The sequence below is a fragment of the Shewanella oneidensis MR-1 genome, from assembly GCF_000146165.2.
In the GTDB taxonomy this organism is placed as follows: Bacteria; Pseudomonadota; Gammaproteobacteria; order Enterobacterales; family Shewanellaceae; genus Shewanella; species Shewanella oneidensis.
Genome location: NC_004347.2, coordinates 2,239,146 through 2,263,398, shown reverse-complemented (window position 1 = coordinate 2,263,398; position 24,253 = coordinate 2,239,146). Strand labels below are relative to the sequence as shown.

Below are 24,253 nucleotides of genomic sequence, written 5' to 3'. Positions count from 1 at the left end.
GGATAGACCGCGGGCGGACAAGATTGTTGAATCTTATAAATCAAACACATAGAATTGCCAAGCCACTTTGCTATGCATAACAGCAATCCCAAATCGTGAGTCGAATATGCTGAAGTTAATCCAATCCAACCAAATGGAAGTGCTCTGTGCCCATCTCGCTGCGTATTTGCGCCAACCGTTGCCCGGTGGCTGTTTATTGCAAAGCGAGCATATTTTGGTGCAAAGCCCTGGGATGTCGACTTGGTTACGCCTTGAGATTGCAAAACAAAATGGCATTGCCGCCGCGCTTGAGTTCCCTTTGCCATCCAGTTTCATTTGGCAACTGTGTCACGATTTACTGCCCAATGTCCCCAAGGAAAACGCCTTTACTAAAGCGGCAATGACCTGGAAATTAATGCAACTACTGCCTCGCCTACTTGAGGAGGAATCCTTTGGGCCGCTGCGGCATTATTTAGGTCATATTGAGTCAAGCAGCCCCGACTCGACCACAAAAAATAATCAACTTGAAGCGTCAAACTCAATCGCCGCCGATAATATTAAGCTTTATCAGCTCTGCGGTCGCATCGCCGATATCTTCGACCAATATTTAGTTTACCGCCCCGACTGGATTGCCGCATGGGAAGCCAATGAACCACTCGATGCACTCAAATTAAATGAGGAACAACGCTGGCAACCTATTCTTTGGCGGGCGCTGATTGCCTTCAACCGTGACGAACTGCGTCAAAGCCATTACCACAGGGCCAATTTACATCAGGATTTAATTGCCGCGCTGGCTGATAGCACCCATTCCCTCGCCAAATTGCCTGAGCGTTTATTTGTGTTTGGCATTTCGTCTATGGCCCCACAAACCATAGACGTGCTCCACCAGCTCGCGGCCCGAATTGATGTCATCATCCTTAACCTCAGCCCATGCCAGCATTATTGGGGCGATATTATCGATCCTCGGCATCGAGCGCGAATGGCGCTGCAATATGCTGGCAAACGCCAATTGGCCGAGCAATGGGAAGATAAACTCGAGGTCGGCAATCCGCTGCTTGCCAACAATGGCAAAATGGGCCGTGAATTACTCGATATGCTGCTCGAACTCCCACCTGAACACTGCGATTTTGGCGACGATGTGTACTGCGAGCCCTGCGGCGATCCTAACGATCCGGATTGCAACGCTAGCATGCTGGCGGGGGTGCAATACGATATCTTAGAAATGCAAACCCTCGATCGCGTACTCGGGCCTGATGCCGAGCTATATCAAGCGGTGACAAACCGCAGACGACTAAAACGCGTCGATGATTCGATTCAAATCAAGAGCTGTCACAGCCCGCTGCGCGAAGTCGAAACCTTACACGATCATTTACTCGACCTGCTGGATCGTGACAACCAACTCACGCCCAAAGATATTGTGGTAATGATGCCGGATGTCGCCGCCTACGCGCCCTATATTGATGCGGTGTTTGCCGCCAAACAAGGGCTCGAATATATCCCCTACGCCATTGCCGACCGCGGCGCGGCGCAGGAATCGCCACTCATTAATAGCTTTTTGAATTTACTCAATATTAATCAGAGTCGCTTCGGACTGACCGATATTTTAAGCATTCTAGAAGTGCCAGCGATTTTACGGCGTTTTCAACTCGAAGAAGACGAGCTACCACTGATCCGCCGTTGGTTAGATGAAGCCGGTGTGCGTTGGGGGCGCGATGAGCAAAGCCGTGTTAAACAGGGTGTGCCCGCCTTTGAGCAAAACTCCTGGGCCTTTGGTATCAAACGGTTAATCTTGGGCTATGCCTTAAGGAACGATGCACCCTTGTATCAAGCAAGCCCACAGGCGCCAAGCTATTTAGTGGTTTCAGGGGTAGAAGGCCAATCGGCACAGGCCCTTGGCAAACTGTTGAACTTTATTGAAGTCCTCGATGAAACCACGCTGCAATTAGCCCAGCCTCAAGCGCCTTGCCAGCGTTTATTTGAACTGACTCAACTGTTAAATGCTTTTTACGCCCCCGATGAGGATGAGCGTGAGCAGTTACAGGAAGTCCGCGACGCCATTGCCACCTTAGAGCAAGAGTTACAGGCCGCCAGCCCTGCTGACAGCTATACAGCGGCATACGACGTTAACCCCTATTTTTTAGACCAAAGCGGCTTACACTCAAACGCCTTGAACTTAAGCATCGAAGTACTCGCACAATGGTTTAATCAGCGCTTAACCGAGTCACGGGTTGGCCAGCGTTATCTAGCGGGCAGTGTAAATTTTTGTACCTTAATGCCGATGCGCTCGATTCCGTTTAAGGTGGTGTGCCTACTCGGCATGAATGATGGCATATATCCGCGCATGCAACATCCTGTGGGCTTTGATCTGATGGCACATTTTGGTGCTCGCAAAGGCGATCGCTCCCGCAGATTAGACGATAGGTACTTGTTTTTAGAAGCACTACTCTCGGCACGGGAACAGCTTTACATCAGCTATATTGGCCGCAGTGAGCGGGATAACTCGGAGCGCATTCCCTCGATGCTAGTCTCCGAGCTGATTGAATATTGCCAGCTGTGTTATGTGCCAGAATCGCTTACAGCAGAAACTCCAGCCGTGGGTAATGAAGCCGCCCAACAGGCCTTGCTTGAGACCATCATAAGCCACCAGCCGCTACAACCTTTTGATCCTAAACTGTATCAGTCAACAGAGCCGCAAGCGCAGGCGATAAAACAAAGTTACAGCCAGCAATGGTGCCCACCGGACATCAGCACGCAGTCAATCCAGCGTCGTTTTATTGATGCCAACACGCAGATCGTGCTCGAAGATGACACGATTGGGGATAGTGATATTCAACAAAATATTGAGCCACTAAGTGAAGAAGAGCATGTCGATATCTCCGCTTTTATCCGATTCTTTCGTCATCCCGCGCAATATTTCTTTAATCGCACATTAAAGGTTGATTTAAACCTGAATATTCAAGCGGATGATAATGATGAACCCTTCAGCCTCAATGCGCTTGAGCGTTATCTGTTACAGGCAAGGTTGCTCGATGATGCGCTCGAGCAAGGAGCTCTCGAACAAGGCGCTCTTGAACAAGGACAGGCGCAGCCCAGTAGCGAACTATTACAACGCTTAAAAGCCAGTGGTAATTTACCCATGCAGCCCTTTGATGATCTGCTGCTGCGCCAATATAGCCACGATATCGCACCATTGATTGGCAGAACCTTATTTATGCGCGGCGATGTAGCTCCGCGCCATGCGGATATTCGGCTCGCCTTTGAGTTACCTCTATCTCACGTTGCTGCAACGACTAAGGTGTCGGTAAAGCGCGTGCTCCTTGAAGGTCGCATTGATGATATCAGTCCAAAAGGCTTGGTCAGTTGTCGCCCTGGCAGTGCCCATGGGCGGGATATTTTAGCGCTGTATCTGCGCCATTTATGTTTAATGGCCGCAGGACTGACTCAGCCTAGCGATCAGCAGCCCAGCTATCTACAACCTAGCTATCTACTCGATATGGGGCATTTTCACGCCCTCTCGCCCATTGCGCCAAAGCAGGCCCATGATCGACTGGTTCATTTGTTACAACATTTTTATCAGGGACAGTTGCATCCGCTGTGTTTTATGCCCAAAACCTCCCTTGCCTACGCCAGTGCAGAGATCAATGAGGATGAAACCAGTCAACTTGATGGTCAATACGATAGCCAACACAGTGTGCGGCTCGAGGCGGCGCAAAGCGAATGGCTGGACGAACAAGGTGAACTTGGCGAAGGCACCGATCCCCATTACCAGCGGCTGTTTCGGTTTCCGCAGGATTTTACCGAAGCAAATTTTGGCAAACTGGCCGACGAGATCTATCGACCCATGCTGAGCTTGTACCATAAAGACACCCTCGCCCAACTTGAGGAGTTTGTGCTCAATGCTGAACCACAAACCGCAACATCAGAGGGAGCGCAGCAATGAGTGCACCATCAAACAATATGATACTTCCTACTACATCACAGGCGCTGCCGTTAGATCCGCTCACCCTGCCATTTGGTGGTAGCCGATTGATAGAGGCCAGTGCGGGCACAGGTAAAACCTATACGATTTCGGGCTTGTATCTGCGACTACTGCTTGGGGATGGCTTAAGCGAACCACTGAGTTGCGAACAAATTCTGGTAGTAACCTTCACCAATGCCGCCACAGAGGAATTAAGGGACAGGATCCGCCGCCGTATACAAGTGGCTTTTAAGTGTTTCTTGGGGCTCGAAATTAACGATCCCTTTGTACAGGCGTTGTACGATAAAACCCCAGAATCTGAGCGCGCCATCGCCCTAAGACGCTTCGACTTGGCGCTCAAATCCCTCGACGAAGCGGCCATTTTTACTATTCACGGTTTTTGCCAACGGATCTTAGCCGATCTCGCCTTCGAATCCTCTTTACTGTTCGAGTCAGATTTTACCTTAGACGACAGCGAGTTTTTGCACCATGCAGTGCGCGACTTTTGGCGTGAAGCCTGCTATCCGCTGCCGGAATATTTAGCCCAGATTATTGCCAGCGAATTTGGCGATCCCGATGGCTTAGTCAAGCAGCTTCGGGCCTTGCTCGGTGCTAGTGAAGCAAAACCGCTTAAACCCGTGCAGCCCTTTGCTCGTTTGGCAGAATCCTTAAGCCAGAGTGTGCAGCGCTTTAAACTCGCCTGGCCGCGTGGCCGCGACGCGCTGTTAGCGTTACTTCATAGCCTGCCGCTTAATGGCCAGCGCTTTGGTAAAGCGAGCGACAATTACCCCAAACTGGCGGAAATGTTCGACCAACTGGACAACTTTATCGCCTTTGGTCATGGCTTACCGCCGCTAAAAGTGCTTGAGGCCTTGTCACTCTCAGAACTTAAGCTCAATAAAGGCGGTGTACTCCCAAGCGTGAGCGAGGCGCCACTGCTTGACCATATGGAGCAATTAGCCACGCTGATTAACGCCATTAAACCCGCGTTTTTATTCAGTGCTAAGCAAGGGATCAGCGAGCGGTTTGCTAAGCAAAAACAGCTTAAAAATGTGCTAACACCGGATGATTTGCTTACCACCTTAGCTGCTGCGATGCTGGCCAATCCTGATACTTTGCCTAAAGCGGTGGCAAGTCGCTTCCCTGTGGCCTTAATCGATGAATTCCAAGATACCGATCCTTTGCAATTTGCGATTTTCTCGTGGATTTATCAAACCCGTTTGGGGGTTAAAGCGCAAAATTCGACAGCTGTCGAACCCAAGGCTCGCACGGATAGCAAATTAAGCCTGCTGATGATTGGTGACCCCAAACAGGCGATTTATGCTTTCCGCGGCGCCGATATTTACACTTATATTGAGGCGCGCAGGCAAACCCAAGCGCACTATTTTCTCGACACTAACTATCGCTCGAGTCGTAATCTGGTGGCAGGAGTCAATCATCTATTTGCCCAGCATCCCAATCCTTTTATTAGCCAATCGATTCCCTTTGACAGGGTAAAAACACCCGCCAGTGCGGCGGCAAAACAGTTAGTCGAAAGTACAGCCAATAGTGCCGCTCTGCGGTTAAAACTGTTACGCGAGGGCGAAACGGGGCTGAATAAAGCCAGCGCCAGACAAACATTGGCCGAAGATACCGCCGCCGAGATTACCCGTTTACTCACGGAGGCCGCCAATGGCCAATGCCATACGCCAAAAGGGCCATTAATTGCTAAAGATATCGCCATTTTAGTGCGCGATAGAAACGAAGCGGCCGTGATGAAAACCGCGCTGAGCAAGCGCCAAATTGGCGCGGTCTTTTTAAGCCGCGACAGCGTATTTGATACCGTTGAAGCGCGGGAAATGGCGCTCATTTTGCGCGCATTGGCCAGTCCCAAGGATGAGCGCGCCCTGCGCAGCGCTCTCGCCACCGCGCTACTTGGCTATAGCGCAGAGCAAATTCATGCCTTTAACCAAGATGAAGAGCAGCGCCAAATGCTGCTCGAACAGTTTTTTGCGCTACATCAGATCTGGCAAAAACGCGGCATTATGCCAGCGCTGCTGAGCTTAGCCAACGCCACCCACATGGTGGCACGCCTACTGCAAACACCCAGCGTTACAGCCACTGCCGACCAAGATAGCGAAGAGCCCGATGAGGCGAGTAATGGCGAGAGGCGACTAACAGATTTTCGCCACTTAGCCGAGCTGTTGCAGCAAAAGGCCACTGAGATTGATGGCATCAGTGCCCTACTCAATTGGTATGAGCAACAACTTATTGATAATACAGGGACAGATGAGCAGCAGCTGCGCCTTGAGAGTGAGCAAAATCTGGTGCAAATCGTGACTATTCATAAAAGTAAAGGGCTGGAATACCCAGTGTGTTTTATCCCCTTTGTTAGCCTTGCACGGGATAATCGCCGCCGCCCGACACCCATGCTCTATCACAGAACTGATGCGGATGGAGCGCAGGAGCTGGTATGGGATATTGAAGGCACAGACGAAGGCTGGGAGCAGGCAAAGCAAGAAACCTTAGCCGAAGATCTTCGCCTACTTTATGTGGCACTCACCCGCCCTGTGTACCTGTGTTATTTGTACATCGCTAACCATAGCCGCATGTTAAAAGCCGGGATCAAAAGCCAACTGCATGAAACCGCTATCGGTTATCTTTTAGGAGTAACCGATGCCGGCTGTGATTTTGCACGTCTGCACAGTGCAGCGCAGGCGCTGCTTAATGGTGTAGAGTCGAATGCGCAAGCGATCAGCGTGGAATGCGTTGCTGACAACATTGCTGATAACAAGCTGCACACGGGTGAAACGCAATCCCACACCTTAAATGCCCGTAATGTCACCCGTCAGTATCGCACCCCATGGCGAGTAGGCAGTTATTCTGGCTTAGTCAAAAATGCGCCCCACGCCAAAGCCAGCCCGGGCGCCGATGATGAAGTTAGCGCGGTATTTGGCGCAGAACCCGCCAATAGCCTAAGTGAATCCTCATGGCAAGATAGCGCTGATGTACCGCAGCTACCACTACTCAATCGCTTTAGTTTTGAGCGCGGCGCCAATGCGGGGAGTTTTATGCACTTAGTGCTTGAGTTAATTGATTTTACTCAGGCCAAAATCGATTTACCGCGTGAGTTACCTAAAGCCATGCTGCAATATGGCATCGCCCCCGAGTGGCAAACTGTATTGCAAGACTGGTATATGGAAATATTGCAGGCACCGCTGGCATTAATGGCGCAGGATAATCAGCTCATCAATCCCGAGCTATGTCTAGCAGCGCTCGTGCCACAACACACCTTAGTGGAGATGGAGTTTTACCTGCCTTTAAATCGATTAAAAGATGCTGAGCTTAATCAACTCCTCGGGCAATTTGGTTACGATACTGCGCTACATTTCGATGAATTACAGGGTATGCTCAAGGGCTTTATCGACTTAACCTTTGAATATCAAGGTAAGTTTTATATCGCCGACTACAAATCAAACCATTTAGGCGACACGATTCAGGCTTACCATTATGGAGCGCTTAAGCAGGCGATTAGCGATCATAGGTACGATTTGCAATACATTCTCTACTCCCTCGCCCTGCATCGTTATTTGGCGATGCGACTGCCAAACTATGACTACGATATCCATATCGGCGGCTGTTATTACTTATTTTTACGGGGAATGTCGGTTCAGTATCCCGGCTTTGGGGTTTACTACGATAAGCCACCTAAGGCGCTCATTCTCGCCTTAGATGCGCTATTTAACCGCAGTCAAGATGAAAGCCATATGAGTCAACAAAATACGGGAGCGATGGCATGAACCACAGCACCGATACGAACAGCGCCGACATGAATAACGCCACTGCCCTTGCCGCCAATTGGTACAATGCAGGCGCGCTGAGACTTAAAGCACCACTGACTGAGTTGCTCAAATATTGGGAGAAAGAGCGGCTTATCACCGCTCTCGATCGCCATTTTGCCCTCGAGATGGCCCGTCTTCACCCCAATGACGCCCAAGAGCCACTGTTTATGCTGCTGTGCGCCCTGTTGAGTCAGCAACTGTCGGCCCAACATACTTGTCTAGTGCTCGAATATATAGTGCCAACCAATCCGATGGCAGAGCCGATAAACCGCTGTCAAATCCGTTTAAGCCTTACTGAACTGATTGACGCACTGCAACACTTTGACGCCATTGGAGCACCAAATAGCAATAAACCACTGATTTTTGAGGATGGTAGACTCTATCTTGAGCGTTATCATCATTTTGAAACCCAAGTTGCCAGCGCCTTAACAAGGTTATCAGCGGCGGCGCTTTCGTTAACGCCATCGCAGCCTTTAGCATCGGATAATCAATCACTTTTACAGCTACGCAGGCAACTGGATTGCTTATTTCCAAGCGCAGCCCACACCGTTGAAGCGAACATCGATTGGCAAAAGGTCGCCACTGCAACGGCGCTCGGTAACAAGCTGGCGGTGATAACGGGTGGCCCCGGTACAGGTAAAACCACTACGGTGACTAAATTGCTGTTGTTACAACAATTAGGTACACCAAAGCAAATAAGACTTGTCGCCCCGACGGGCAAAGCGGCCGCCCGTTTAAGTGAATCCATTAAGGCTTCTAAAGCGAGGCTCGAGCAAGAGCTTCAACAAGCGAGCAAGGAAAACCCTCAAGAAAACCAAGTGTTATTAACCGCACTGAGTCGTATCCCCGAGGAGGCATCAACCTTACATCGCCTGCTGGGTGTCATTCCCAATTCAGCGCATTTTCGCCATCATCAAGGTAACCCATTACGGCTCGATCTTTTGATTGTGGATGAAGCCTCCATGGTCGATTTGCCTATGATGTACAAGCTGCTCAGCGCATTGCCGGAACACGCAGGCTTGATATTGCTTGGGGATCAGGATCAACTCGCTTCAGTTGAGGCAGGCGCCGTACTTGCCGATATTTGCGCCGGACTTAAGCAAGCCTCGACTCAACATACCGAGTGGAAAATGCGTTATAGCCAAGCACAGGCCGAGCAATTAACCGCGCTCACGGGCTTTAATTTAAGCCACTTTATCCACAGTGAGCCTAAAATTGGCGATAGCCTGTGTATGCTAACCCACAGCCATCGATTTAAAGGCGATGCCGGGATTGGCTTGCTGGCCAGCGCAGTCAACCGCGCCGATCTCGCAGGTATTTTATCCGTTTGGCAAAGCGGGCTTGCTGAATTAACCTGGTTAGAACACAGCGTAGATCACAGCCAAACCCAAGCAAAAATCAGTGAACCTAGCAACAATACCGGACTTAAAGCGCTACTTGCACAGGCCTGTGAGCAATACGGTGACTATTTACGCCTGTTACAGCCAACGCACGCCACTCCAATACATACGAGTGAGCCATTTTGCCCGCCAAGCGCCATGGAGGCGATTGCCAAATTTAATCAATATCGCATTTTGTGCGCCATGCGAACCGGCGATTATGGTGTCGAAGGGATTAATCTTGCGGTGACTAAGGCATTAGCGCAGGCCAAACTTATTCAGCCTCAGCAGGAGTTTTACCTCGGGCGCCCCATTATCATCCAAAGTAACGACTATAACTTAGGCCTGTTTAACGGCGATATTGGCTTGATTTTGCAGGATGAAGAGAGAGCTGACCGCCTGATGGCCCACTTTATTAAAGCTGATGGCAAACTGCTTAAAGTGTTACCCGCAAGGCTACCTAGCCACGAAACCTGTTACGCCATGACGGTGCATAAAAGCCAAGGCAGTGAATTTAATCGAGTCGCCTTAGTGCTCCCGCCTGCACCGAGCCTAGTTCAGTGGCAATTATTAACAAAAGAGCTGATCTACACCGCAATTACCCGTGCAAAACAACACTTTAGTTGCCTAGGCACTCAGCAGGTTTTTGAACGCGCAAGCCTGCAAGCTACCCAACGCGCCTCGGGATTAGCCGACAGGCTGTGGGGCGATCAATCGCTGAGCCATACAGCAGCAGTCAATAGCTAATTCACTGAAGAATATAAAGGAAAGCACACACTAAAGGAGTAACGGTGTGAAAGATAAACCCATAATTACACTGCGGCACATGCAAGATGTTATCAATTTATTTGATACCATCAAGCCAGAGGCTACACTAGCCGCAATCTGCTATGAAAGCACTCGCTATATTCGTTGGTCTGAATTTGATGATATGCAAGTTTATCAGCTTGATTTTGAACCTTATTTGTCGATCTCTGAACATTGTAATATGCGTTTTTTTACCCTGCATCAAAGTCAACTGCGCGTGTATCTTGCTCATTTGAATGATGCTGGCCACGCCCCAAGATGGGAAGCCCGCCCAATTACGCTATCACAGTTGCAGGATATCGAGTTGATGACTCATCTTATGCAGGATCATGCCTATCAATTAGGGCTAAGGATCAATTTGGATTTGAACTATCCTATCTAGGTTATCGAGCTAGAAGTCATATAAACAGCTTGAGGATCTATTGGAAAAAGAATCATCACCTCAGTCCCATTATCTGGCTCGGATTTCACTTCAATCGTGCAATCGTGCTGGCGAAGAATTTGTAACACAATCGACATGCCGACTCCCGTCCCAGTCCCAACAGGCTTAGTGGTGTAGAAAGCATCAAACATTCTCCCCAGGGTATACTCATCCATACCGCAACCATTATCGACAACCGTTAAGCAAATGTTGGTATCGGATTGAGTGAGCTTAAGCCGTATTTCAGAGGGTCTATCGCTGACCACATCGCAAGCCTGATAAGCATTAACGATAATATTCATTAAGACCTGATTGAGTTCGCCTACATTAAATAAAATCATAGGAACATGGGAAATTTCTTTTTTTATCAAAACATTGTTAAGCATTGGTCGCAACAATTTAAGGGAAAATTCTAAGGCATCGACTAATTGAATAACAGATTTACCTGTCGAATCTGTTCGTGCAAAAAAGAGTAAATGGTTAACGATATCCTTAATACGCATTAAACCTTGGCAAGTATCACTTGCCAGTTCAGGCAGATCCTCCTTGATAAACTGCAACTTAGCCTGATCAATCTGTTGCTTATCGCCTTCGTCCATGCTTGCCAATAAGTCCTGAGCATAGCTGATTAAGCTCCTGACATTGGAGAGAATATAGGCAAGCGGATTATTAATTTCATGGGCGACGCCAGCGGCAACTGTACCAAGAGAAGCCAATTTTTCCTGCTGGATCATTGATTGCTGTTGCTGCTTAATCAGATCGATTTGTTGTTGCAACAACACATTTTTCTCATAGAGTTGACGGGTACTGTCCTCAAGTAGCTGCTCCACTTCCTGTCTGGCCTTTTTTTCCCGCAAATAGGCTACATAATAGGGATTTTCGCTGTCAGTCATTTTGTAACTCGATGATTAACATACAATGATCGGCACCAGTATGCATGCAAGTGTCATGGCTAATCTGGATCTTTTGCTGAAAATGCTGCGCAGCACCAAATAACAGTCCCTCTGCGCAAAAACATAACCGACGGGGGGATGAATACCTTAACGCAATTTGATTGTTCGGTAATAACTGTCCATTAATGTGCGGCAACGAAGGCTCATGGTATAGCTTATTCACCTCTAAATGGATCACATCATGGATCCCCATGACTAAGGAGGTAAAATCGTCAAACTTGTCTACAACATCGGTATGACGGGAGGCTAGCCCATTAAAAAGAAACTGCCCAAATGCTTTGACTACATCCTGTATCGGCATATTAAGCCGCTGTGCTACATCCTGAACAATGCTAAATAACTCAGACTCAGCATAGCTTTTGGCTGACACATACACGCGATCCTTAGGAGCATGTTTTTCCAATAGTTCGTTCCAAACTGACATTCCGCACTGGGCTACGACCATATCTTCCAGCACATTAAAAATAATTCCTTTCATAAGCACCTCATAGGGTTACCACGTCAAACTGACTGGCTCAGTCCATGAACGTGTCACATTTGTCCTATACATTACCTATAAAGTATTAGCAGCCAATCTCAATGTTCACCAGTATTTTTTATATGGCACTGAAAAAGAAAATAAAACCAAAGGCATAGCGCGATTTAATCACGATAAACCGTAAGCTAGACCTAAGCTTACTCACCTGCGGGTAATGGCCTTGAGCGATGATGTAAATAGACGATGAATGTAATAACGGTAGGGATGGATGTTAAAAAGGGAGGGAGTGAATGAGACAGCTCGAGACTTATCTGACTTCTATCGCGCGGCAAAGAACGTCCTTGTTTAATTTCAACAACGCGTTGTAGAAGGTTAACCAATACACATCAAGGCTTCTTGCCAAGAGGCTATTTTGTGTTGATGAATCAAGCCATAAACAAAAAACACATGGCGTAAAAAACATCCCTTTAGGTAAGGATCAGGATCAACACTAGGCCCCACATCGTGAGTAAAGTATTACCCACAGCATAAGTGATTGTATAACCTAAACTTGGGATATTGCTTTTGGCCTTTTCGTTAATCATGCCCAAAGATGCTGTAGTCGTTCTAGCCCCGGCACAGCACCCTAACAGAATAGCGGGATGAAACTTAAAAACATATTTACCAACTAACGCAGCAAAAAACAGAGGTAAGGTGGTTGCCACTACCCCCCAGAGGAAAAGGCTAAAACCTAACTCTTTAAGTCCGGCCACGAAGTTTGGCCCAGCACTTATACCTATCGCAGCGATAAAAACATTGAGACCGACGGAGTTCATAAACCAAACTGTCGGTTCTGGTACCCAGCCGAAAGTCGGATGAAAGGAACGCACCCAGCTAAAAATCAAACCTGCAATTAAAACACCGCCTGCAGTTGATAAGGTTAATGGCAGGTTTCCAATTTTAAACACCAAGGAACCGAGTAACGCACCAATGACAATAGCAAAGGCCCAAAAAGCCACGTCCATCGAGTTTCCACGCTGATCAATAACGCCAAGCTGTTTGGTGACTCGTTCAACATCTTTGGTTAATCCACTCAAGGTTAATATATCACCTCGGAATAAACGGGTTTGTGGCAGGATGGGAATTTCAATGGCTTTCGGTCCACGCTTGATTTTGCGTAAAAAAATGCCATGGGAGCTTGTCGTTTTTCCTAATTCTGCCAATGTCTTTCCGTTAATTCCTCGCGATGTGACATACACGTCGACACCCAGCACAGGTTGATTCAACAACTCACTATCTTGGGTTTCATCAAAGGAATCAGGGTGATCAAAGAACTCAACAAAAGCATCATACTCGCCACCGACAGCAATAATATCGCCCGTTGAAAGTTTCGAGTTTGGATCGGTATCAATCACTTTGCCTTCATGCCTAAGTCCTTCAACAAACACTTTGCGATGAGGAAATTGCGCTTCAAATTCATGGATAGTCATACCGACAGCCCGATTTTTCTCAGTAAGCTTATAAGAACGCAGTGCGTAAGTGTGCCATTCTCCGCGTGCGTTTTCGGTTGTTCCACCATTTTTCGCCATATAATCTTTACACGCAGCCTCCAAATCAATACGCAGAAGCTTTGGGATTATTTGCGCGAGAACAATTGCGGATCCAACCGTGCCAAAAATATAGGTAACGGCATAGGCAACAGGTATTACAGAAAACATTTTCTTACTCTCTTCGGCGGGTAAATCGAGATGCACAATGGCGTCTGTCGCCAATCCCATTGAGGCAGAAATAGTTTGTGTGCCCGCAAAAAATCCAGCCGTCGCCCCAAGATCATAACCCGCTATTTTTGCGCAAAGAATAGGAAATAATAACGAAAAAAGACACGCAACCACCGCAAATAAGGCTTGCGGCAAGCCATCTTTAGCAATGCCTTGAACAAATTGCGGACCAATTCCATAACCAACGGCAAAAAGAAACATCAGAAAAAAGATACTTTTTACATTGGATGAAAGTGTTATATCAAACTGGCCAATGACGACAGCAGCTAAAAGCGTTGCTGTCACCGCCCCCAAGGAAAATCCTTTAAAAGTTTTGTTGCCAACCCAATATCCGATTGCCAAAGAAAGAAAGACGGCAATTTCAGGGTAAATTTGCAACGTTGTTTTTAACCAGTTCATCAGATAACTCCAAAAAGTGAATGGAATTCTATCCCCATTCACTATGCTAAATTAGCGTCCGCTATGCTGAAACTGTTTAAATTCAGACGAAGTCTGAACAATGGAAATGGGATGCTTTTTAAAGTATTCCAGACAAAGTCTTACATGTTCGAGGAACGCCGAAGCCATATCAACGCTAAAACCATGGCGTAAGACAACACGCATAACAACAGTTTCTTGAATATCGGGAGGCATTGAGTAGGCTGAAACCTGCCATCCACGCATGCGCATACGATCTGACAAATCATAAAGGCTATATTCTGTAATATCGTTATTTAGCGTCCAAGACAACGCAGGTATTCCCTTCTGAGAATCTCCGGCAAAAAAAATGTTAAAATCCTTAAATGATTCAATACCTTTGGCAATAATCTCAGCGCTCTTATAAAGATTATTACAAATTTCAGCATAGCCGTTCTTACCCAAACGGTTTAATAGATAATATTGCGCGACTATTTGACCTCCAGGCCTTGAGAAATTGAGCGCAAAGGTCGCCATATTGCCACCCAGATAGTTTACCCAAAAGATCAATTCCTCCGGTAAATCGTTGCAGTCACGCCAGATAACCCAACCGACGCCAAGGGGAGCGAGACCATACTTATGGCCAGAAGCATTAATTGACAAAACCCGTGGCAAACGGAAATCCCATACAAGTTCAGGGTGGACAAACGGTGCCAAAAATCCACCAGAGGCCGCATCGACATGCACCGGTATATCCCAACCTTTCTCTTTTTGAATGGTGTCCAATGCTGCGCAAATTTCTTCAACTGGTTCATAGTGGCAGGTAAACGTCACACCAAATGTAGGCACCACACCAATCGTGTTTTCGTCCACATACCGAGCCAGTATTGTACCGTCCAGTCCAAGCCTATCTTTTGTTATGGGCACCTCGCGTAATTCCACGTCAAAATAGCGCGCAAACTTATGCCAACAAACTTGCACAGGCCCAGTCACAATATTGGGCTTATCGTAAGCTTTGTTTTCTTTTTGGCGCAGATTACGCCAACGAAATTTCATTGCTAAGCCACCAAGCATTGCCGCTTCGCTAGAGCCAGTGGTAGAACAACCCGCAGTATTTTTAGCTTGTGGTGAACTCCAAAGTTGCGCCAGCATATGCACGCAACGGTTTTCAATCTCTGCCGTGGCCGGATACTCATCCTTGTCGATCATATTTTTGTCTATGCATTCATCCATAATTTTATGCACATTCGGCTCCATCCAAGTTTGGCAAAACGTCGCAAGGTTCATCCTAAATAGCTGATCCGAATACTGCTACATTTTCGCGGTGCCGTGTCCGGAGCCAGGAAATGGGGAAACGGTTCCCATAAAATGCCATACCATGCCAAGCAGTTCCCGCATGTTCCTGCAAGCGTGATTGCGGGTTACCGTTTCATGCAGTGCGAGCCACAAGCGCTCTATCTTGTTGACCCACGGCGAGTATACCGGTTGAAACAATAATCTGAATTTGGGGTTGTGCTTGAGCCAAGCAACGGTCTTACGGCTCTTATGAATAATGTAATTGTCTAGGATGAGCGTGATGGTTTTGGCTTTGCGGTAATGACGCTTAAGCTTCTCCAACATGGCAATAAACAGCTCTGACGCTTTGCTATCGCTGCTCACATAAAGCACTTTTCCGGTGCTGGCATGCAGGGCTCCTGCTATGTAATGCTTACGGTTGTTGCCTGGGGTGACAACGCGTTTTTGCTGACCTTTTGGCATCCAATCTGCCCCGATTTTTGGGTTCAAGTCGATGTCCACTTCATCTTCATAGAAAACCGGATGTTCGACGCAACACTGCTCAAGAGCCTGATTTATCTCGGCCATTTTCTCATCTTGGTGTGGGTCTTTGATACGCAATGTCGGAGCTGAGCGGCGCCAGACAATTCCCGCCTTGGGTAGTAATCGATGGACGGTTGATGCAGCGATGCTGAGTTTAAGCTGTGCATTAATCACCATGGCAAGCAGTTCGCTGCTCCAGCGGCTACGTTGATAGCCAAAGTCCTGTGGGCATAGCTGAATAAGCAAAGATAGACAGAGCAATATGGGGTCTATGGGTAAGATTGCTGGCCGTCCCAGCGTCAGGGATTTAAGCCCATCAACGCCGCTTTCGGTGTACCAAGCTAACCAACGACCAATACTGGAGCGTGCAGCACCAGTAGCATGATGAACGTCGGTAATCGACTGCCCTTGATGCAGCATCAGCATAGCGATAAGACGTCGGGCGAAATGCTTATCCTTGGTTTTATGGAGCAATTTCTGTAGTTGTTTGCGCTCTGCGCGACAAAGTGGTGGTAAGATGGCCATTCTCAGTCCTCGGCGAGTGGTGGGTTTGTTTGGCGATAGATCAGATCGCTCAAACAGGACTGAGTTCCCTTCCTTTGATCTACTATTTGGAACAGCTATTTAGCGTTTCCATCTAGCATTAATTCATCTTTCACCAAATTGTAAGCGACATCGGGAACCATACCTTTTTCAGGCATAATATATTTATCCAACGTTGAAGCAGCAGAAACCGAACCATACACGTCGGATACTTCAGATTTGCGAGAAAAAATAGCCATACATAACTCCTTTTCCTCCACACTTTTTAGCATGGAGCTGCACATAAAAAACGTTTTTAATAATTAGCTGTATAAGGAATAACAACTGCATTATTAAAATGCCTACAACACTTGGAAAGTGTAAAGATAACGTTATCCATGATCTTTATCTGTGCGGTAGCATACTGATGACTCGCTCATAGTGGCTCATATGAAACAACATAAACACGCTAACCCATCTTGTTTTTACGGCATTACTTTATTAACTCTTGCGCAGTTCCATGAATGACGAATAACTCAGACATGCATTTACCGTAGTTCACGGTGTAAGATTAGGAGAGCTAACATTCAGATGTTAGCAAGGAAAAGTACTTTACTTGCTTATGATGGTGATATTTAAATCATTGGATATATAAAACTATCTTAGACTGCAGCTAAGAAAATAACGTCAAACTTTACCAAGTAAAATTACTTATATATTTCAAATAAAATAGCGTAAAATATTATTACCTAATATTTATCAAGACTGAAATCATAAAAAGGTCGCAATATTAATTATCAAAACCACATCCGGTTAACATAAAACAATTCAACCCGACCAGAGGCTGTTCATAATTCGATGGAAATCCGCAATCCACTGATTTTACCGCTAAACTTGCACTGAAGTTCAATCTGTCAGTCATATTTTTGATATCTGAAATCGATGTTTGCGAACGTTTCACTAAGCTTCTCCCCTCAGTCTCAACCAAAACAAATCCCCTCTCGATTTCACCCTTTCTGGCGGCTTCAATTGCGGCGTTAAGTGACAACAGATTAGGTTGCCGTAATACCGTTGATCGCATCTAACACAACCACAATGTAATTCCCTATCGAGTTCGCTAAGCATCACAACGAGTTATTAACGATATTTATTTTCGATAAGAAATATCGCGCCATATAAAACACGCGAATTAATAGGGGCAATACAATCACAAGCAATTTTTGCTTTAAGCTGGTATTACCAATGATTAAAGAAAGAATTTGGAACTTTTGAATAAAGAAAAATGGATGGTGCAGCATGCGGGAGGACACTTCCTCCCGCTTTCAAACCATTAGCTAAAAAGTTGTGGGAATAGCCCTTTGATACCAGCGGCAATGACTTCGATACCAATCGAGAGCATTAATAGCCCCATTAGACGAGTAATAACGTTAATCCCTGTTTTACCCAAAATTTTATAGATAATGGACGCCATTCTAAACAGGCCAAAACTCACCAATCCAAAAATAATCACGGTAATAAACATCGCAATAAAATTGGATAACGAATTATGCTCAGCAGCAAACACGATCACAGAGCTGATAGCCCCAGGGCCTGCCATTAATGGCAGTGCCAACGGCACCACGGCCACCGACTCCATGGCTGAGGATTCACGATCTTCCTCTTGGTTGCGTTTTACTTCACCCAATTTACCCTGCAACATCGACATCGCAATAATCGCGATCAGCGTGCCCCCCGCAATTCTAAAGGCCGAGAGTGAAATACTAAACATATTCAAAATATGTTGTCCCGCCACGATTGTCACCAGCAGGATCACCACCACCGCAAAGTTCGCCACTTTACCTGTGTGGTTGCGCTCAGCTTCGGTTTGATGGCTAGTTAAGCTCACAAACACTGGCAGCAGACCAATGGGGTTGATAATGGCAACGAGGCCAAGAAAAAATTTAACGTAAAGAGTTAACTCCAAGTTGCAATCCTTATTGAGCGTGTCACGCCAATTTCATCAAACTAACCGTAAGGGCAAGTATAGTAGCTTAAGCACAGATGACTGAAAAATGAGATTTTTGAGGTTTAATCACAAGTTTGACTAATATTTGTTGGCGGTACTCCGCTAATTTTACGCAAGAAGGTCACATAAGATCGCAATTGACGTATTTTTATTACACAACAACGCTGAGTTGGCAGGAAGATCACACTTTACCTTAGGCTTTAGGTGTAATTTTTCACCATAAAGAAGATTTAGCGAATCGTGCATTCCCTAAATCTTTTTAGGAGTCTTATCATGACAGTAACGAATGCCCAAAAACTGGATCTCATGGTCGAGCGCGTAGCCAGAGCGCAAGCCGAATATGCCAGTTTTAGCCAAGCACAAGTTGATGCGATTTTCCGTGCCGCCGCTCTCGCCGCAGCAGATGCACGGATTTCACTGGCAAAAATGGCCGCTGCCGAAACTAGAATGGGGGTGATTGAAGACAAAGTGATTAAAAACCACTTTGCCTCCGAGTATATTTACAACAAGTACAAGGATGAAAAGACCTGTGGGATTTTATCCGAAGATCCTACTTTCGGCACAATCACTATTGCCGAGCCCGTTGGCATTATCTGCGGTATCGTCCCCACTACTAATCCAACGTCCACTGCCATCTTTAAGGCACTCATCAGCCTTAAAACCCGCAATGCAATTATTTTCTCCCCTCACCCAAGGGCAAAAGTCTCGACCACCACTGCGGCCAAACTGGTGTTAGATGCGGCCATTGCCGCAGGCGCACCCAAAGATATTATCGGTTGGATTGATGAGCCTAGTGTTGCGCTCTCAAACCAGCTAATGACGCACCCTAAAGTGAATCTTATCCTCGCCACAGGCGGCCCAGGTATGGTGAAAGCGGCCTATTCTTCAGGTAAACCCGCCATTGGTGTCGGCGCAGGTAACACCCCAATTGTGATTGATGAAACCGCCGACATTAAACGCGCAGTGAGCTCGATTCTGATGTCTAAAACCTTCGATAACGGCGTTGTGTGTGCCTCGGAGCAAGCGGTAATTGTGGTCGACAGCATCTACGAGCAAGTTAAAGAGCGCTTTGCGACCCATGGCGGTTATCTCTTAAATGCGGCGCAAACTGAAGCTATGCAACAGGTTATCCTTAAAAATGGCGGTTTAAATGCCGATATCGTCGGCCAAAGTGCTGCGACCATAGCGCAAATGGCGGGAATTGAAGTCCCCCACACCACTAAGGTATTGATTGGTGAAGTCACCGATATTAGTGAGACAGAAGCCTTTGCCCACGAAAAACTTTCACCTTTACTCGGCATGTACCGCGCCGCTGATTTTAATGACGCCGTCGATAAGGCTGAAACACTGGTCGCCTTAGGTGGCATAGGCCATACATCTGGCCTGTATACCGACCAAGACACCCAAACCGAACGGGTCAAATCCTTTGGTTTTAGAATGAAAACCGCACGCATTTTGATCAATACCCCAGCCTCTCAGGGTGGGATCGGCGATCTGTACAACTTTAAACTAGCCCCCTCGCTCACCTTAGGTTGCGGCTCTTGGGGCGGAAACTCGATTTCTGAAAACGTCGGTCCAAGTCATTTGATTAACAAGAAAACCGTCGCTAAGAGGGCTGAAAACATGCTGTGGCACAAGCTTCCTTCATCTATCTACTTCCGCCGTGGCAGTTTACCGATTGCGCTGGAAGAACTGAGTGATAAGAAACGCGCACTGATAGTGACCGACCCATTTCTGTTCAACCAAGGTTATTGCGATGAAACCTTAAAAATCCTTAAGGCACAGGGTTTAGAAACCGAAGTGTTTTACGAAGTTGAAGCTGACCCCACTCTGGCCACCGTGCGCCAAGGCGCTAAAGTGGCCAATAGCTTTAAACCCGATGTGATTATTGCCTTAGGTGGTGGCTCACCTATGGATGCGGCCAAGATTATTTGGGTGATGTACGAGCATCCCGATGTCGACTTTGCCGATTTAGCCCTGCGTTTTATGGATATCCGTAAACGTATCTATAAATTTCCTAAAATGGGCGTAAAAGCTACCATGGTCGCGATTCCTACGACATCGGGTACAGGTTCTGAGGTCACCCCCTTCGCCGTAGTGACCGATGAACAAACCGGCAAAAAATATCCCATTGCCGACTATCAACTCACCCCTAACATGGCCATTGTTGACCCGAATCTGGTGATGGATATGCCTAAATCCTTAACCGCTTTCGGGGGCATCGATGCAATCACCCACGCGCTCGAAGCCTATGTTAGCGTGATGGCGAACGAGTACAGCGATGGTCAAGCCCTGCAAGCACTCGATCTGCTGTGCAAATATCTGCCAGATGCCTATCAGCTCGGCGCTGCATCCCCCATCGCCCGAGAGAAAGTCCACAATGGCGCAACCATCGCTGGTATCGCCTTTGCTAACGCCTTCCTTGGGATCTGCCACTCTATGGCCCACAAGCTGGGCGCCGAGTTCCACTTAGCCCATGGACTGGCTAACGCGCTGCTGATCAGTAACGTGATCCGCTTTAATGCGACCGACTTACCCACTAAGCAAGCCGCATTCAGTCAATACGACAGACCTAAAGCCCTGTGTCGTTACGCGGCCATTGCCGATCATTTAGCCTTAGGCGGCAACTCAGATGCACAAAAAGTTGAAAAATTGCTGGAGAAAATCGAGCAGCTCAAGAAGACGCTGGGCATTCCTGCGTCAATCCAAGAAGCCGGTGTTAATGAAGCCGACTTCCTCGCCAAGTTAGATATGCTTGCCGAGGATGCCTTCGATGACCAATGTACCGGTGCAAATCCTCGCTATCCGTTAATTAGCGAGCTAAAACAGCTACTACTAGACAGCTACTACGGCCGCCCTTTTACCGAACAATAATGTTTAGTAGGGATAGTGCTTAGGAAACAAGAAAAGCATTAAATGCAAAAGCCCTCATTTGAGGGCTTTGGTAGGAGAGTAATAAAGTTTTATACCAAGGAATAAAGAATCATACTGAGCATTAAAATATCATACTAAAAAGGCAGCGTTCTCATCGGTACGCTGCCTTTTCTACAATGTTTATGCCCCAAATTGCTTTGAATGGGTGTACTGGTCAACCCAAACTGGACACTTTTACTTGAGAATTCTCAAACTCTACAGGTGACAGATCGTTATTAGCAGAATGAAGTCGCTCCAAGTTGTAATATTTGATGTAAGCCGTCACATCTTGCTTCATAAACTCCCTTGTTGGTTGAGCAACTTTAAAAATCCAATCGTGTTTCAAGCTACCAAAGAATCGCTCAACAACGGCATTATCCCAACACGCACCCACATCACCCATGCTGGCTCGGATACCATAGCTCGATAGCAGCCTACCGAATTGTTTACTGGTATATTGCGAGCCTCGGTCACTGTGAAATACCAGCCCTCGCGCTGGTTGTCGCAGGTTGTAGGCTTTTATTAATGCCTTGGATATCAAATCTGTGGTCATGCGTTTGTCTATGCGCCATCCCACAATCCGGCGTGAATATAAATCCATCACCACAGCTAAGTACATCCAGCCTTCACCCGTCTTTAAATAGGTCACGTCACCCGCCCAGACCTGATTAGCCGATACTGGATTAAAGTTCATGTTTAACAGGTTATCAGCCACTGCATCTGAGTGTTTTCGCTGTGTCGTCACCTTGTAAGCACATCGCTGGGTTGCTTTGAGTCGAAGGCGGTGCATAATTTTACGAACGAGATAGCGACCAACCTGGTAGCCTTCCTTGCGCAATTTCTTCACCATTTCACGATTCCCTAAGCTGCCTCGACTTTGCTTAAATAGCTGTCGAACAAGGCGATAAAGCTTCAGTGTTTCAACGCTTATCACGTTTGCAGGGCGTTTATGCCAATCGTAATAGCCTGACTTACTGACACTCATTACTCGACATAACAGTGTTATGGGAAACAGGTGAGATTGCAGTTTGATGAAACGAAATCTTACTTCATTTCTCTCGCAAAGAAGGCGCTTGCCTTTTTTAGAATTTCTTTCTCCATGCGTAATTCTTTGTTTTCTCTACGCAATCGCTTCAACTCATCACGCTCAGACTCTTCTAAGGTGATGCCTTGTTGCAGGGCTTCGTGTTTTTCCTTCCAGTTGTAAAGCAGGCTCGTGCTAACTCCAAGAGACTTTGCCGCATCGGCAACGCTATAACCTTGCTCCAGCACCATCAAGACGGCTTCATCTTTAAATGCCTGCGGATAACTCTTATGTGATTTTTTCAGACTCATATAGACCTCTTAATTTATTGACCATACTGTCTCAAAATTAAGTGTCCGATGGGATTAGACCAGAACAATCTGATATTGTTGAATATTTGTGATTAGTCTCAAAGTTCTCTGTAATTCACGAGCTTTTTCATTCGAATCAATCTCAAATTTTTTGATCAGCAATTCAAATAAATCACTATGAATAAACTTGATACTGACATAATCAGGTATACTAATGTCTACAGATGAAGGCGTATATACTTCATCATCAAGAGAAATCAACGAACCGCTTGAGTCGATCAGAAACTCTAATTTCTCCTCATGTTTAAAAGTATGGTAAATCATATGAATCATAGAAGCTCTATCTTCTATATCATCTATATTTTCACTTAATACTTTTAATTTTTCAGTATCTACAATTCCATTTAAATTAAAATTAGAAAGGTTAACAGTGCCATCTAATGGAATTAATAGGTTTTCAAAGATTAACTCTTGGTTAATAGAGCAAACAAAATTAGCAAGCGCATCTATAAATATAACATCTGATTTTTTTCTATAAGTTCCGTCAACGCAAGGAAACACCTCTAATGAGCTGATCGCCTCATCAATAGCATCATAGAACCCTAACTCCATCAGAATGTTATTAGGGCTATTATATGATAATAGCTCTATTGCTTTGTAGCTAATATTGCCTTCCGTCAAGGATTTTGCTGTATCAATAATTAAATTTACTAGCTCTTTTAAAATAAATCGGTTTTTCACACTGTCATTGATCTCATTTCTGGAGCTGTTTAATTCGAAGGTACCATGAATAACAAAAGGGAAATCAACAACTAATTTAGTAGGAAAGTAAGCAAATACCTCTCGAATATCGCAAGACAAATTATCTTGAAGAGCTATTTTCAAATCAAAAAACTCCTCTACATTTTCTTTATCCCACAATTCATCAGGGATGCTCCCCTTTCGTTCAAAAACATCCCACTTTTTGCTAAGTTCTTCTTTATTTATCGACTTAACACATTCCCCATCAATGATAACAGTAAGAGTTTTGATTGAATTTAGAAAAAGTAATATCTCGTTTTTTAGTTCACCTATCTGCTTTTTAATATCACTTAAAAAACCAACTTTATAATGTATCTCAATTGAAGTATTCCAATCCTGATTATTATTATCGCTTATTTTTGGAACGGATAAAAATGGAATTGGACAGACAGAATCAGGTAAGTTTTGTGCCTTTCTAATAGCAGCTCTCTCTTCCAAAGAGAATAACTCATTGAAGATTTCATTTACGACTTCATTTGAAAAGTCTAACTTCAAATCGTTACTTCTAATAGAAATATGTTTACTCCAACTAATTATCGAACGAAACCCTAGACCTTTGTTCCCTATGTATTTTTTTGATAATTTAGTGCTCAAATTTGAAATCATGAGAGATCGAACACCGTCAGCACTAAACGAAGAACAATTGATGCCACGATTATTGATGCTTAAAACAGCTCTTTCAGTATCAAGCTCGATATAAACTTCTTCTGAGTTTTCATCATCTGCATTTTGAAGAAGTTCTAATAATTGCCTGCCGTTATACTCCTTTTCAGTTTCTATTTCGCGATTAAATGCAGAAACCATATCAGCGGGAGATTTCTTATAAACCTCTTTTCGACGAGTAATTTCTGCCACTATGCCTTCTTTAATGTTTTTACTGTTATCCATGAATGATTTAACTACCGTAAAA

Annotated in this window: 15 protein-coding genes; 5 read left to right on the top strand and 10 right to left on the bottom strand. The window is 45.9% G+C overall.

The genetic code is table 11. The annotated features are described in order from the left end of the window. Nucleotides 1-106: 106 nt before the first annotated feature. The 4 genes from recC to SO_RS09870 all read left to right on the top strand — a co-directional run bounded on the left by recC (nt 107) and on the right by SO_RS09870 (nt 10,326). Complete coding sequence (recC, locus tag SO_RS09885) at nt 107-3,919, top strand: exodeoxyribonuclease V subunit gamma (RefSeq protein WP_011072202.1); 3,813 nt, start codon at nt 107-109, stop codon at nt 3,917-3,919. Further along, entirely contained in the window at nt 3,916-7,716 is a 3,801-nt protein-coding gene (recB, locus tag SO_RS09880; protein ID WP_011072201.1) for an exodeoxyribonuclease V subunit beta, read from the top strand. The genes recC and recB overlap by 4 nt, the downstream gene beginning before the upstream one ends. Continuing rightward, complete coding sequence (recD, locus tag SO_RS09875) at nt 7,713-9,884, top strand: exodeoxyribonuclease V subunit alpha (RefSeq protein ID WP_011072200.1); 2,172 nt, start codon at nt 7,713-7,715, stop codon at nt 9,882-9,884. The genes recB and recD overlap by 4 nt, the downstream gene beginning before the upstream one ends. Before the next feature lie 79 nt (nt 9,885-9,963). Continuing rightward, on the top strand, nt 9,964-10,326 hold the full coding sequence (locus SO_RS09870; protein ID WP_405130454.1) for a hypothetical protein: 363 nt from the start codon (nt 9,964-9,966) through the stop codon (nt 10,324-10,326). Here the strand turns inward: SO_RS09870 and SO_RS09865 are convergent. The 8 genes from SO_RS09865 to SO_RS09830 all read right to left on the bottom strand — a co-directional run bounded on the left by SO_RS09865 (nt 10,323) and on the right by SO_RS09830 (nt 18,252). Further along, a complete protein-coding gene (locus tag SO_RS09865) occupies nt 10,323-11,258 on the bottom strand; it encodes a sensor histidine kinase (protein ID WP_011072198.1) in 936 nt (311 codons plus the stop codon). The two genes, SO_RS09870 and SO_RS09865, sit on opposite strands and share 4 nt — an antisense overlap. Beyond that, nucleotides 11,251-11,796, bottom strand: a complete 546-nt coding sequence (locus SO_RS09860; protein WP_011072197.1) for a heme NO-binding domain-containing protein — start codon at nt 11,794-11,796, stop codon at nt 11,251-11,253. Before SO_RS09860 ends, SO_RS09865 begins: the two co-directional genes overlap by 8 nt. 467 nt (nt 11,797-12,263) lie before the next feature. Beyond that, nucleotides 12,264-13,952, bottom strand: coding sequence for an aspartate-alanine antiporter (gene aspT / locus SO_RS09855; protein ID WP_011072196.1), 1,689 nt, complete (start codon nt 13,950-13,952; stop codon nt 12,264-12,266). Nucleotides 13,953-14,003: 51 nt separating this feature from the next. Beyond that, nucleotides 14,004-15,236, bottom strand: coding sequence for a glutamate decarboxylase (gene gad, locus SO_RS09850; RefSeq protein WP_164925690.1), 1,233 nt, complete (start codon nt 15,234-15,236; stop codon nt 14,004-14,006). Nucleotides 15,237-15,260: 24 nt separating this feature from the next. Next, complete coding sequence (locus SO_RS09845; RefSeq protein WP_011072195.1) at nt 15,261-16,292, bottom strand: IS630-like element ISSod16 family transposase; 1,032 nt, start codon at nt 16,290-16,292, stop codon at nt 15,261-15,263. A 95-nt stretch (nt 16,293-16,387) separates the two neighbouring features. After that, the gene (locus tag SO_RS09840; protein WP_164925689.1) at nt 16,388-16,549 is read right to left on the bottom strand and encodes a hypothetical protein; all 162 of its coding nucleotides are present in this window, start codon (nt 16,547-16,549) and stop codon (nt 16,388-16,390) included. A gap of 530 nt (nt 16,550-17,079) precedes the next feature. After that, complete coding sequence (locus tag SO_RS09835; RefSeq protein ID WP_238560575.1) at nt 17,080-17,370, bottom strand: methyl-accepting chemotaxis protein; 291 nt, start codon at nt 17,368-17,370, stop codon at nt 17,080-17,082. 249 nt (nt 17,371-17,619) lie between these two features. Next, nucleotides 17,620-18,252 (bottom strand): YchE family NAAT transporter, encoded by a 633-nt coding sequence (locus tag SO_RS09830; RefSeq protein ID WP_011072194.1) that lies wholly within the window; start codon nt 18,250-18,252, stop codon nt 17,620-17,622. A 315-nt stretch (nt 18,253-18,567) separates the two neighbouring features. Between SO_RS09830 and adhE the strand changes: the two genes are divergently transcribed. After that, nucleotides 18,568-21,168, top strand: a complete 2,601-nt coding sequence (adhE, locus tag SO_RS09825) for a bifunctional acetaldehyde-CoA/alcohol dehydrogenase (protein ID WP_011072193.1) — start codon at nt 18,568-18,570, stop codon at nt 21,166-21,168. A 214-nt stretch (nt 21,169-21,382) separates the two neighbouring features. On the opposite strand, the gene SO_RS09820 is transcribed toward adhE, so the two are convergent. Together SO_RS09820 and SO_RS09815 are read right to left on the bottom strand one after the other, a co-directional pair. Further along, nucleotides 21,383-22,542, bottom strand: a protein-coding gene (locus tag SO_RS09820; protein WP_141135407.1) for an IS3-like element ISSod1 family transposase whose coding sequence is annotated in 2 segments (ribosomal slippage) — nt 21,383-22,293 and nt 22,293-22,542 — 1,161 coding nt in all. Because the reading frame shifts where the segments join, the coding sequence is not laid out codon by codon here. A 54-nt stretch (nt 22,543-22,596) separates the two neighbouring features. Continuing rightward, nucleotides 22,597-24,231: a sacsin N-terminal ATP-binding-like domain-containing protein gene (locus SO_RS09815; protein WP_164925688.1), complete on the bottom strand. Its 1,635-nt coding sequence runs from the start codon at nt 24,229-24,231 to the stop codon at nt 22,597-22,599. Between the last annotated feature and the right edge of the window lie 22 nt (nt 24,232-24,253).